Source organism: Paenibacillus sp. VTT E-133280 (assembly GCF_002264385.1).
GTDB lineage: Bacteria > Bacillota > Bacilli > Paenibacillales > Paenibacillaceae > Paenibacillus_AQ > Paenibacillus_AQ nitricinens.
Map to the genome: position 1 here is coordinate 39,795 of NZ_NFUX01000014.1, position 12,283 is coordinate 52,077.

At 41.6% G+C, this 12,283-nt stretch carries 15 protein-coding genes; 9 read left to right on the plus strand and 6 right to left on the minus strand.

Annotation, left to right across the window (positions count from 1 at the left end; all coding sequences use genetic code 11):
- From CA600_RS08740 to CA600_RS08750, 3 genes are all read left to right on the plus strand, one after another.
- Positions 1 to 1,194 (plus strand): metallophosphoesterase, encoded by a 1,194-nt coding sequence (locus CA600_RS08740; protein ID WP_094869831.1) that lies wholly within the window; start codon positions 1 to 3, stop codon positions 1,192 to 1,194.
- 145 nt (positions 1,195 to 1,339) lie between these two features.
- Positions 1,340 to 1,786, plus strand: coding sequence for a MarR family winged helix-turn-helix transcriptional regulator (locus CA600_RS08745; RefSeq protein WP_094869832.1), 447 nt, complete (start codon positions 1,340 to 1,342; stop codon positions 1,784 to 1,786).
- Between the two features lie 28 nt (positions 1,787 to 1,814).
- Entirely contained in the window at positions 1,815 to 2,405 is a 591-nt protein-coding gene (locus tag CA600_RS08750) for an NmrA family NAD(P)-binding protein (RefSeq protein ID WP_094869833.1), read from the plus strand.
- Positions 2,406 to 2,427: 22 nt separating this feature from the next.
- Here CA600_RS08750 and CA600_RS08755 read toward each other — a convergent pair whose 3' ends face one another.
- The gene (locus CA600_RS08755; RefSeq protein ID WP_094869834.1) at positions 2,428 to 2,901 is read right to left on the minus strand and encodes a ferritin-like domain-containing protein; all 474 of its coding nucleotides are present in this window, start codon (positions 2,899 to 2,901) and stop codon (positions 2,428 to 2,430) included.
- 139 nt (positions 2,902 to 3,040) lie between these two features.
- Here CA600_RS08755 and CA600_RS08760 point away from each other — a divergent pair, with 139 nt between their 5' ends.
- The 4 genes from CA600_RS08760 to CA600_RS08775 all read left to right on the plus strand — a co-directional run bounded on the left by CA600_RS08760 (position 3,041) and on the right by CA600_RS08775 (position 6,968).
- Positions 3,041 to 3,718, plus strand: a complete 678-nt coding sequence (locus tag CA600_RS08760) for a response regulator transcription factor (RefSeq protein WP_094869835.1) — start codon at positions 3,041 to 3,043, stop codon at positions 3,716 to 3,718.
- Positions 3,715 to 5,091, plus strand: a complete 1,377-nt coding sequence (locus CA600_RS08765) for a sensor histidine kinase (RefSeq protein ID WP_094869836.1) — start codon at positions 3,715 to 3,717, stop codon at positions 5,089 to 5,091. The genes CA600_RS08760 and CA600_RS08765 overlap by 4 nt, the downstream gene beginning before the upstream one ends.
- Positions 5,092 to 5,160: 69 nt before the next feature.
- Complete coding sequence (locus tag CA600_RS08770; protein ID WP_094869837.1) at positions 5,161 to 6,279, plus strand: ABC transporter permease; 1,119 nt, start codon at positions 5,161 to 5,163, stop codon at positions 6,277 to 6,279.
- Entirely contained in the window at positions 6,276 to 6,968 is a 693-nt protein-coding gene (locus CA600_RS08775) for an ABC transporter ATP-binding protein (RefSeq protein ID WP_094869838.1), read from the plus strand. Before CA600_RS08770 ends, CA600_RS08775 begins: the two co-directional genes overlap by 4 nt.
- A 65-nt stretch (positions 6,969 to 7,033) precedes the next feature.
- Here the strand turns inward: CA600_RS08775 and CA600_RS31760 are convergent, their stop codons facing one another.
- The 5 genes from CA600_RS31760 to CA600_RS08795 all read right to left on the minus strand — a co-directional run bounded on the left by CA600_RS31760 (position 7,034) and on the right by CA600_RS08795 (position 10,158).
- The gene (locus CA600_RS31760; protein ID WP_256989786.1) at positions 7,034 to 7,225 is read right to left on the minus strand and encodes a hypothetical protein; all 192 of its coding nucleotides are present in this window, start codon (positions 7,223 to 7,225) and stop codon (positions 7,034 to 7,036) included.
- A 13-nt stretch (positions 7,226 to 7,238) separates the two neighbouring features.
- Positions 7,239 to 7,595 (minus strand): asparaginase domain-containing protein, encoded by a 357-nt coding sequence (locus tag CA600_RS31765; protein ID WP_256989787.1) that lies wholly within the window; start codon positions 7,593 to 7,595, stop codon positions 7,239 to 7,241.
- A gap of 295 nt (positions 7,596 to 7,890) precedes the next feature.
- Positions 7,891 to 8,781, minus strand: a complete 891-nt coding sequence (locus CA600_RS08785; RefSeq protein ID WP_094869839.1) for a LysR family transcriptional regulator — start codon at positions 8,779 to 8,781, stop codon at positions 7,891 to 7,893.
- Between the two features lie 31 nt (positions 8,782 to 8,812).
- Positions 8,813 to 9,244 carry a GNAT family N-acetyltransferase gene (locus CA600_RS08790; RefSeq protein WP_094869840.1) on the minus strand — a complete coding sequence of 144 codons (432 nt, stop codon included), beginning with the start codon at positions 9,242 to 9,244 and terminating at the stop codon, positions 8,813 to 8,815.
- An 80-nt stretch (positions 9,245 to 9,324) separates the two neighbouring features.
- Positions 9,325 to 10,158, minus strand: coding sequence for a helix-turn-helix domain-containing protein (locus tag CA600_RS08795; RefSeq protein ID WP_094869841.1), 834 nt, complete (start codon positions 10,156 to 10,158; stop codon positions 9,325 to 9,327).
- 158 nt (positions 10,159 to 10,316) lie between these two features.
- On the opposite strand from CA600_RS08795, the gene CA600_RS08800 reads away from it, so the two are divergent.
- Together CA600_RS08800 and CA600_RS08805 are read left to right on the plus strand one after the other, a co-directional pair.
- Positions 10,317 to 11,480 (plus strand): Gfo/Idh/MocA family protein, encoded by a 1,164-nt coding sequence (locus CA600_RS08800; RefSeq protein WP_094869842.1) that lies wholly within the window; start codon positions 10,317 to 10,319, stop codon positions 11,478 to 11,480.
- Between the two features lie 24 nt (positions 11,481 to 11,504).
- Positions 11,505 to 12,266, plus strand: a complete 762-nt coding sequence (locus CA600_RS08805; protein ID WP_094869843.1) for a sugar phosphate isomerase/epimerase family protein — start codon at positions 11,505 to 11,507, stop codon at positions 12,264 to 12,266.
- Positions 12,267 to 12,283 lie beyond the last annotated feature (17 nt).

The window sequence follows — 12,283 nt, forward strand, 5'->3', positions numbered from 1 at the left end:
ATGAAAACATTACGAATGTTAGCTTCAGGGTTTGCTATGCTGCTTATTCTGGGCCTTGTAAATTTTTACATTGGGTATCACGGTTGGCTGCTTGTCCATGAATGGTTCTCAGGTGCTTCCGCTGTTCTGTTCTGGACATTGTTCCTGCTTGTTGCCTTTGCGTATGTCATTGGAATGATACCGTGGCCTACAATAGTGAAGCCGTTAGCCAGATTCTTCAAAGTGATTGGGTCGTATTATCTAGCTTGCATGGAATTTGCTATTATCATGTTGCCATTAGCTGATCTGTTATATGTGCTGCTGGGCTGGATGGGTGTCGATCGAACGCGCTACATCTCAGAAGCGGGTGGTACATTGCTAATATTATTGGTTGTTTTTCTAGTCTGGGGTTCGATCAACGCTTGGAGTACAGTAGTTCGTACACATCCTATTCCCATTGATAAATCCATCGGAACTAGTACACCACTTACCATCGCGGTTGCATCCGATCTACATTTAGGGAATATCGTCGGCAATCGGCATCTCAAAAAAATGGTTGCCCAGATGAATGCTATGAAGCCTGATGTGATATTGCTGGCTGGGGATGTACTTGACGATAGTATTGAGCCTTTTATTCGCAATCGTATGAGTGAACAGCTGAAACAACTAAAAGCACGTCATGGTGTCTACGCGGTACTGGGCAATCACGAATATTACGGTGGTTCAATTAAGGAATATACAGATTTAATGAGAAGCATAGGCATTAAAGTTCTACAGGATGAAGTTGAAGAAGTGGCGGGAACGTATATTGTAGGTCGAAAAGATAAGACTGCCGAGACGATGGAAGCCGGTGGCAGATTGAGCGTTAACTCTTTATTGAATGGCCTTGATCTGACACGTCCTGTGATCATGATGGATCATCAGCCTACCGGATTTGATGTCGCTGCCCAGGAAGGAGTAGATATTCTGCTCTCAGGGCATACGCACCGTGGACAGATTGCTCCTAATCACTGGATCACCAAGCGGTTGTTCGAACTGGACTGGGGTTACCTCCGCAAAGATAAGTTGCATGTCGTTGTTTCCTCTGGATATGGGACCTGGGGACCTCCAATCCGTCTAGCCAGCCGTTCGGAGATCATCAAGCTTGAAGTGGTATTAGAAGGAACTAAACAATACAGTGAAGAAGCCGTGTCTACAAAAACGGTGTTAATCTAACAGAAAACATAATTGATCTGAGACTGCCTTATCCGTAGACATTTTCTGCGAGATGTGGCAGTTTCTTTTTTTTTACAATTAGTAGAGCTTGTAGTATGGTTTAAAATAGTTAAGCACTTAACTAAATTGGAGTTGAAAATCAAAGATGGATCATTTACAACCGTTGGTATTGAATCAGCCGCTACATACTCAGGCATTTTTCACTTTAGTTGATACTACTGCAAGCTTAGTTTCTGTCTCTGATAAATATTGGCAGTCGAAAGGATTAAATGGTGCAAGAATTCGTATCCTAGTAGAAATATCTAAACAGGGCGGAACGATTTTACCTTCTACATTGGCTCACAATATCGGGGTTACCAAAGCTAATATTAGTCTGTTGCTGATACCCCTAGAGAAAGATGGTTGGATTACCCGCTCGAACCATACTCAGGATGGTAGAAAAAGCGTTATTACAATTACGGGTGAAGGACAACGATTACTTTTGGAGCATCTTCCCGGAAATCGTCAAGCGGTCGCTGAACGTATGCAGGGTCTGGATGAAGAAGAGCTTCGGCAACTCATCGTTTTATTAGAAAAGCTTAGCAATAGCTAGATATTAATAATGTTGTGGTCTCGAAAACATGGAACATCCCGATGATAACGTCAGATTAAATCAACATACTGAGGTTGTTCATGCAGCGTTAAAGGCAGGGGTGAAGCATTTGCTGTATACAAGCTTCGCATTTCCACCTAAAGGACAAATTCCAACTAATCATGTTCACTTACTTACAGAGCAGATGATTCTTAAATCAGGTATTGACTATACGTTTCTACGCAACGCTTTGTATATGGATTTTGTGGATGTACTAGGTCTGAAAGAGGCGATCCAAAGCGGTGAGTTAATCACCTATCCGGGGAACTGGTTATTTAATTCGGTGACACGAAAGGATCTCGCTTTAGCTACGGCGGTCGTGCTTACTACTACAGGTCATCTTAATCAAATTTATGAATTAACCGCACCGCGCTCTTGGGACTTCAGCGAACTTGCGGAGGTATTATCTGAGCTGACAGGAAAAAGAATCGTTCATCGGCAGGATTCAAGCATTCAGCACTGGATTTATTCATTCCTCGGGAAAATAGATACAGCTTCTACTTCAAAAGATATGGAGAGACTAATGGGACGGCCTGTTACCTCTTTGAAGGAAAGTCTTTTCACTTTTCTTCAGGTTTAAATAATGATCCTGACTAATTCTACTATATAGTGGTTCGATCTAAAGTAAGTAAATAATTATATTTACTGGCATGTTTTAATTCATCTAATATAATCCCATATACAGTATCGCGATATATTCCAACAGGCAGACCAAACCATATTTTGCGATACTTTTCGACTGCAGCCAGTTCACCTTGGAGTGCTTTTTCTAATCCTTCTTCATAGGAACTGATCCGTTGATATTGCTCACTACTAATCCCTGTGATATCTTGCCCGGTAATTTCTTTGAACATCCCCCGGAACATGAAGTTGTGCCCCCGTTCGTCATCTCGTATGGAGGTGATAATGGAGGCTTGCTCGGCGTTCGGGGCTAGTTGGATAATTTCATCATAGAAAAGCTCATCATTTCGTTCACCTTGCACAGCTTCTTGAATTAAATTTAATGCTTGTGGAAGAGAGGTTGACCATATAGGTTTGAATTCAGATCTGTTCTGAGAAAAGGGTATCCAATACATTTCTTAATAACCTCCTGTTAAGTTAGTGTTAGAGTAGTATATGAACAATGGCCCAAAATGGTCTCTTTCGGTTCTTTAGTTGTTCTAACCCTTTAAAGTTGATACTATGGGTTCATCCGTTATTCAGGGAGTGTAAACGATGAAAAAGATTTTAGTAGCAGATGATGATAGTAATATTCGTACATTATTAAAGCATGTATTGACCAGAGAAGGTTATCAAGTAATGGAGGCCAGCGATGGCCAGGACGCGATACATAAACTGAAAGAAAGCATTGCGGATTTAGCCATTGTGGATGTGATGATGCCATACGTAGATGGGTTAGAGCTATGCCAGCATATAAGAGAAACGTATGATATACCGATCATTTTGTTAACAGCCCGTCAACAGCTAAGTGATAAAGAACAAGGCTATTTGCGGGGGACAGATGATTATGTAACGAAACCTTTTGAGCCGGAAGAATTGTTGTTTCGGATCAAAGCTTTATTTCGGCGTTATTCCATCGCTTCAGATGATCGGATTCGCTTGAATTCACTTGTTATCGATCGTAAAAATTATGAGATCACTGATGGTGATGAAGTACTATTGTTACCGGTAAAGGAATTTGAACTGCTCGCACAACTGGCCCAATATCCTGGAAGATTGTATTCACGCAGTGAGTTGATTGAGCTAGTATGGGGAATGGATTATGAAGGTGATGAACGCACGGTGGATGTACATATCAAGCGATTGCGTCAACGATTTGTGGATTATCAGAATGACTTTGTGATTCGGACGGTACGGGGAATTGGATATAAATTGGAGATGGTGAGCTCGTGAAGTCTTTGTATGTGAGAATGTGCATTCTCTTTTGCTCGGCCATTGTGGTGAGCAGCCTTCTTGGCTTCTTGGTGTCTAATATTTATTACCAAGCTCAGATTAAATCGCAGAACGATGCGAAGCTTACGGGGATGGCCATTGAAATCCAGCAGTTTGCAGAATCTCACCCGGAATCTGTGGAGGATTACCTGCGAAGTGTAGCTGTACTGGGATATAAGATCTATTTAACTGATGCAGAAGGTCAATCCCGGTTTTACGGCAAGCCATTTCGGAAAGAGGATTTAGATCCGCAACAATTAGAGAAGGTCCTGAATGGACAAGTGTATCACGGTGTTGCTGAGTTTCCTGACAGCGCATTTATTACAGGTTTTTTTGATAATCAATTACGCAATACGATAGGTGTTCCTATTGAAGTCAATCATGAGACATTTGCATTATTCATGCGGCCGGATGCAGAGGTTCAGTTCGGTGAACTGCGCGTGTTTTTTGCTGTCATCATCGGTTTTACCGTGTTATTCAGTCTAGGATTCGTCATGATCAGCGTACTGCATGTGGTCAGACCCATCACTCGTTTGACAACGGCGACTAAACGGATTTCAAAAGGCAGATATGATATTAAATTAAATACGTGGCGCCGGGATGAAATTGGCCAGTTAGCCTCACACTTTATGATTATGAGTCGTGAGCTGGAACGGACCAATCGTGCCCGTCAAGAGTTTGTTGCGAATGTATCGCATGAAATCGAATCGCCATTAACTTCTATTCAAGGATTTGCCCAAACCCTTAAAGATCCTACATTACCAGAGGATGAACGGATAGAGTACCTCAATATCATTGATCAAGAAAGCCATCGTCTATCGATGCTTAGTAAACAGCTGCTAACGTTATCTTCCCTCGATTATGATCCGGATTCCCTGCAGAAGAAACCGATAGATTTGCGTGCACAGCTGCGGCAGGTTGTACAAATCATGGAGTGGAGATTAACAGAGAAGCAATTAGCGGTTCGTTTAATTCTTACGGACATTAGCGTACATGGTGATTCTAATCTATTGTATCAGGTGTGGATGAACCTCATTACTAATGCTATCAAATATACACCTGCTGAGGGGTCCATTATGATTTCCGCAAAGCTAGACGAAGGGAATTGTGTAGTAACCTTTTCGGATACTGGGGAAGGCATTCCTGCAGAAGATTTACCGCTCATCTTTGACCGTTTTTATAAAGTCGACCGGGCACGTACACGAGAAACGCATAGTAGCGGTCTTGGACTAGCGATTACGCAAAAAATTGTAGAGACACATAACGGAACCATAGAGGTATCCAGTACAATTGGCAAAGGTACGACCTTTACTGTAACTCTTCCGCTTTTGTAACTCGTTATTCATACTCCGTTCATTTTCATCTTCTAAACTGTGACTATACAGATTAGAAGGAGTGGTAATATGTTTCTAGCCTTAAGGGAAATGCGACATTCTAAAGCCAGATACCTGTTAATAATGGTAATCATGTTATTGGTTTCCTTTCTTGTGCTTTTCGTAACGGGCCTGGCCAGAGGATTAGCGTATGCTAATATCTCAGCAATAGAGAATATGCCGGCGAACTATTATGTGGTGCAGAAGGATGCGGATCAGACGTTTAGACGTTCTCAGTTAACGGATACGGAGCTGGGTAGTGTTCGAGCAGTAGTAGGAGATAATAACGCTTCTTCACTCGCTCTACAGATGAGTACAGTGACTACGAACGATGCGGATGCTAAAGCAGATGTGACTTTTTTCGCAGTCGATATGAACGGTTTACTGGCTCCAAAAGTGATTGAAGGTGACAAGATTACGAATGATATGCAGGGAAGTGTCATCGTTGATCGTGACTTGGAACAGTCGGGTATTAAGATTGGCAGTACGATCCAAGATCAGGCAACCGGGAAGGAATTTAAAGTTACAGGATATGTTGAGAATAGCTCATACAGCCATACCCCAGTAGTCTATATTAACAATAAAGATTGGCAGGAAATGAGACAAGGCGTTAATCAAGGTAGTGAGGCTACATCAGGAGTGCCTTTTAATGTCATTGCACTCAATGCAAACGCAGGGCAAGTGGATAAGATCTCTGCTAGTTCAAAAAATGTGGAAGTTATTACACAAAAAGTAGCGATCTCTAATATTCCGGGTTATTCATCAGAACAAGGTTCCCTGCTTATGATGATTGCCTTTCTGTTCGTAATCGCTGGGTTTGTTTTGGCTGTGTTCTTCTATGTCATTACAATTCAGAAAACAAGCCAGTTTGGCATTCTGAAAGCCATGGGTACAAAAATGTCTTACTTGGCTTGGAGCGTAGTAGGGCAAGTTATGATTTTGGCCATTGCAAGTCTTAGTATTAGCTTGCTGCTAACCTTTGGAATGAATCAGGTACTACCAGACACTATGCCGTTCCAACTGGAACCTTCTACGATTCTATTAACCAGCGGCTTGTTCGTGGGGATGTCTCTTTTAGGATCACTTATTTCTGTCGCTAAAGTGGCAAAAGTAGATGCATTAGAAGCAATTGGGAGGGCTGGAGCATGAGTGCAAAATTATTGATGAAGCAAGTAACCAAGACCTACGGAGACGGCGATACAACAGTATCTGTTCTGAACAATTTGAATCTTATAGTCAATGAAGGAGAATTCGTTGCTGTCCTTGGACCATCTGGAACAGGGAAGAGTACGTTCCTATCAGCGGCGGGTGCGCTTCTTACGCCAACCAGTGGTGAAATTTTCATCGACGGAGAATCACTTACAGATAAAAGTAAAAGTGAGCTGACTGAGCTACGATTAGAAAAAATAGGCTTTATGTTCCAAAGCGCACAGCTATTGCCTTACTTGAAGGTAGAAGAGCAGCTTCTCTTTGTAGCTAAACAGGGGAAGATGAGTTCTAAAGAAGCTAAGGAACGGGCAGCTGATTTGATGAAGCGTCTGGATATCTGGAAACGTCGAAACCATTATCCTGAGCAACTATCAGGCGGAGAGAAGCAACGTGTAGCTATCGCAAGAGCTTGGATGAATAAACCTGCAATCTTGTTTGCAGATGAACCAACAGCAAGCTTAGATTTCAAACGAGGTAGAGAAGTTGTGCAAATGATTGCTGACGAAGTTAAGAATGAGGGTAAAGCTGCCGTAATGGTCACTCATGATGAACGGATGCTCGAATGGTGTGATCGGGTGCTACATCTGGAAGATGGACATTTGGTTGAACATGAGTTAAGCAAAAATTAGTGAAAAAACGATTCATGCTATTTATGGCATGAATCGTTTTTTTGTGTGTGAACAAGGGTTTGTTCTTATTTGTCAGCTATGGTGACTTGACCTGAGCCATAGGTGTCGAACCAGCCTTTAATCGTGTTGAAATCACTGCTGAATGACAGTGCCAGTTCTAATAGAATCCGGGCATGAGCTGCGTTCAGATTATCTCCGGCAATGATACCGTCACTTGAAGCATAGTTGGATCCGGAACCCGTATGCGTGGTAGACACGAAGTGCTCCATCTTAGACAAAACCTGTAATTGCCCCAGAGCCGGCATCTTGATAAGCATAAGCAATTTCTACCTTAGGCATATCGCTGCTCTTAATCTTCGTTAGATCGAATGGCGTTGCCCATTTGTCAGCGGTCAATAGTGCTCTGGAATTCGCCCGATAAATTCTTATATTATTCTCATCGATATATCCGAGGATTCCTAATTGTGGAGATTCAAAAGTGTCTGTACGATAGGCATTCGTCTTGGTAACCTCTCTAGCCGTATGAATCTCATCATTTAGCATGAGCACAGTACCGTAATACTTCGTCTTTCCACTAGCTGCTAGTTTAATAGCGTTAAATAGATTGGCCTGAGCATGTAACTTCACGATTATGTTAATTTAAGTGACATAAACGCGATTAATGTTTGGATTATATCTATAAATGTATTATAATAACAAGTTTACTACATATAAATAAAGCGCTTAAATATACTCATAATAAAAGATATCTATTATTTACTTACGTATGCTATTATATTTTATTATATTATTTTCTAATAAAATATAATAGTATATGTTATAATTTATAACATTATCATTAGAGAGGTAATGAATCGAATAAATTACAAAATGCCGGACAATCCTTAGGTGATTGACCGGCATAGTTATAAGATTTACTTGATTACTTATCTTTCCTAGAGACAAGTAGTTTTTGAATAAAGACATGGGTAGCCATGGAGGAGGAGCTTTCTTTATGGCGAATAATCGAGAATTGTCTTTCAAGATGATGATGTCTGATGGGGAGCTCACAGATTTCACCACTTGCTAATTCTTTGCGCACAATCCATCTGGAGAGCATCGCAATTCCCAAACCAGAGGCAACGGCTTCCTTAACCCCTTGACTACTGTTGAAGACATAGGATCTTTTGACAGAAATCTCTTCTTTTTGAATGAAATGATCACTGAATGCACGCGTTCCAGAGCCGAGCTCACGCAGAACCCAAACCTGATTTTGTAGCACTCCATGTTCCACATAGACTATTTTGGACAAAGGATGGTTGGCAGGGGAGACGATAATCATCTCGTCCTTCATGTAAGGAGTGACGATCAGATCATTTTCATGGGCTTCTCCTTCGATAAACCCAATATCCAATTCATTGGCTCTAACCCCACCAATAATTTCTTCAGTATTACCTATCGTCACCTGAAGCTTGACTTGTGGGTATTGATTTGCGAATTCCGCAAGTCTTGAGGGTAATATATACTCTCCAATCGTAAAGCTGGCACCAATATGTATACTGCCAGTAACCTCATCCTGAAGCATTTGTATTTCCTGATGAGCTTCTTCGAAGTGGGCCAATATTTGTTTGGCGTGATTATAAAGTATTGTACCTGCTTCGGTTAATTTCACTTGTTTCGGAGATCGGTGTAGAAGCTTTGCGCCTAGTTCATTCTCAAGATTCCGGATATGTAGACTGACACCGGGTTGAGATAGATTCAGTAATTCTCCTGCTTTAGAAAAATGACTTTGCTCAGCAACTGTAACGAAAACCCGTAATGTATCCACAATCATAGAATTCCCTCACTAAAAGTCCCGAATGTATTTAAAATTCCTTATCAAGCACGAACTGAGCTTTCTTCTGCGAAAATCCAATACGTGTATAGAAACGTACCGCATCTTCTCTAGTCTGGTTGGTACGCACTCTTAATTTGTTCACTCCAATTTGTGCTGCCCAGCGTTCACAGGTTTCAACAAGTTGTCTGCCGATCCCTTCTCCACGATACTGCCCATCGACCACCAAACCACAAATTTCAACAAAGGGTGGAGATTCAATTAACATTCGCACATTGGCGTGAATCCATCCGATTAATTGGCTATCCGACTCAGCTACATAAATAGCATGATCTTTACGATTTCTGATATCTTGAAGTCTATCTGCTAGCTGTTCGATATTTAAAGGATATCTGAGCTCACTGGATAGTTTTGCAATATCTTGTGTGTCGCTAAATGAAGCCGTCCTAATATGTATGATCATCCGCCGCCTTAATATAATGTTGTTTCATGCTGTTTTTTTTATTATAGTTCATCTCATTCAGAGGAACATCTCTATGTAAATTACTTCGTACTATTTCGATAAGCGGATGGGGAGAGACCCATCGCCTTTTTGAAATATTTAGAGAAATGAGCCAATTCCATGCCGACCTGTTCCGCAATATCTGAAATGCTGTAATCTGTGTAAGAAAGCTGTCTTTTGGCGTGCTCCATACGTTTCAATTGAACATAGGCCATAGGAGTCACCCCCATGAATCTTTTGAAATAAGGTATAAAATAGTTCGGGTGCAGGTGGACAAGCTCTGCTAGTTCATCAATCTCTATGGACTTATTTAGACATTTATCGATGTAATGGAGCACATGAGCCAGCTTCCCATGGTCTCCGGTGTGTATGAATTGCGTCATAAAGTCTGTATGACTACTGTCGCTTGATTCAAGACAAGTGGCAATGAGATTAAGCAAACAAGCCTGAGTGCGAAGGATAGATAAGATATCGTCCTTTTGAAATTGTTCGATCATCTCCACGAAAATTGCCCTTATTGAATCTGGATTAGGCGAATCACAGATGTATAATTTTTTCTCCGCATGGAATAAAGGCCATTCTCCAATGTCAGCATCAAAGTGGCAGTAATAACGGATATATGGATCATCGATAGAAGTTTCGGTAGTTTGTGTGCTCCCCGCAGGCATGATCATTAGCTGACCTGGCTTCGGATAGTAGGTAATCCCGTTTATAATTACTTTCCCCTCACCCCCATCAATAAAATATAGCCGATTAAAAGCGGGGGTTTCCAGCGTGCGGTTCCATCCGGGATATCTATTACTAAGTTGGGCATGGGTCACAGTAACCTTGAGATTCTGCAGGAGACGTCCTGATAAGTTCCCTGAATTGTTCATCATTTAACTCCTTTAAAGCTTTTATATCCTCATTATAACGGTTTCATTTAACTAAAACATCTTACTTAAATACAAATAGTTCTTAATTTCGATCATGTTCATGTCCTTAAATAAAGTATATCCTCTAACCATAACCATTAATAAGGAAGTGATCAGAGATGGGGACAGTTCGTTATGGGATTATTGGTATTGGAAATATGGGAACCGCACATGCGCAAAGTCTTCTGAGTGAGATTAAGGGGGCTGAGCTTACAGCCGTATGTGATATAAGAGAAGAACGTTTGAAATGGGCTGAAGAGCAATTACCTGAGAATGTTAGGAAATATTCTACGCCGAAGGAATTATTCGAGTCACGTATCATGGATGCGGTATTAATCTGTACTCCGCATTATGATCACCCTACACTTGCAATCGAAGCTTTTCAGTATGGTTATCATGTACTAGTGGAGAAGCCTGCAGGTGTTTATACGAAAGCTGTTCAACAGATGAACGATGCTGCAGCACAGTCTGACCGCAAATTTGGAATCATGTACAATCAGCGTACGAATCCTTTGTATCAGAAGCTGAGAGATCTTATTCAGTCTGGTGAGTTAGGTGAGATTCGCCGGACGAATTGGATTATTACCGACTGGTATAGATCGCAGAACTACTATAACTCTGGTGGCTGGCGGGCGACATGGGCGGGTGAAGGTGGCGGGGTATTGCTTAATCAAGATCCTCATCAGCTAGATTTATGGCAATGGACGACAGGCATGATGCCGAAGCGGATAAGAGCATTTTGCCACTTTGGAAAATATCGCAACATTGAGGTTGAAGATGATGTAACCGCTTATGTGGAATACGAGAATGGCGCTACAGGTCTGTTTATTACTACAACTGGAGAGGCACCGGGAACTAATCGTTTTGAAATCAATGGCGATAATGGGAAAATCGTAGTGGAGGACGGGAAGCTAACCTTTTGGCGTTTACGTACACCGGAGCCGCAGTTCAACGCAGAGTTTACGGGAGGTTTCGGTAGTCCGGAATGTTGGAAATGTGAGATACCTGTACAAGATGGCGGAGGGGAGCAGCATATAGGGATTCTACGGAACTTTACGAATGCCATTTTGCATGATGAGGTTTTACTTGCTCCCGGGGAGGAAGGGATTAAGGGGCTTACCCTTTCAAATGCCATGTATTTATCGGCTTGGACGGACAATTGGGTGGAGCTTCCGATGGATTCGGATTTATTCTACGAAAAGCTGATGGACAAAGTAAAAAATTCGACTTTCCAAAAGGAAGCCTCAGAAACTAAAACATTGAATGTTAAAGGAACTCATTAAATCGAAGGAGAGAGGTTAAATCCTATGAAACGTTCGACGATTGCGGCTCAAATGTACACGTTACGTGACTATACTCAAACTGCGGAGGATTTAAGATCAACTTTTCAAAAGGTATCGGCAATGGGTTATGAGAGCATTCAGATTTCAGCAATTGGACCAATCGATCCGAAGCTTGTTAAACAATATGCGGATGAATCAGGGCTGACGATATGTGCGACCCATGTGTCCTGGGATCGGTTATTGAATGATCTGGATGCGCTAGCCGCAGAGCATAAGCTGTGGAATTGCAAATATATTGGACTTGGAAGTTTACCGGAAGAATTTCGTACGGGGCTTGAAAGCTACCGGGAATTCGCGAAATTGATATCTGAAATTGCAATAACTCTAAAAGAACAACATGATCTGCAATTTGTTTATCATAACCATGATTTTGAATTTGAATGCTTTGAAGGTTTTACTGGAATGGAAGTACTGCTCAATGAGACTGATCCTGCAGTTGGTTTCATACTTGATCTATATTGGTTGCAGGCTGGTGGTGCGAGCCCGGTGGAATGGATACGTAAAGTTAATGGCAGAATGCAAGTCGTGCATTTAAAGGATATGGCGATAGTTGATAGGAAACAGGTTTTTGCTGAAATAGGCGAAGGAAACATGAACTATGCGGAAATCATTACTACTTGTCGTGAGACGGGTGTTGAATGGTACGTTGTGGAGCAGGATGTTTGTAGACGTGATCCTTTTGAGAGCTTAGAGGTGAGTCTGCGCTATCTTATTAGCCTATTATAGAATCGATAAGAAGCCAT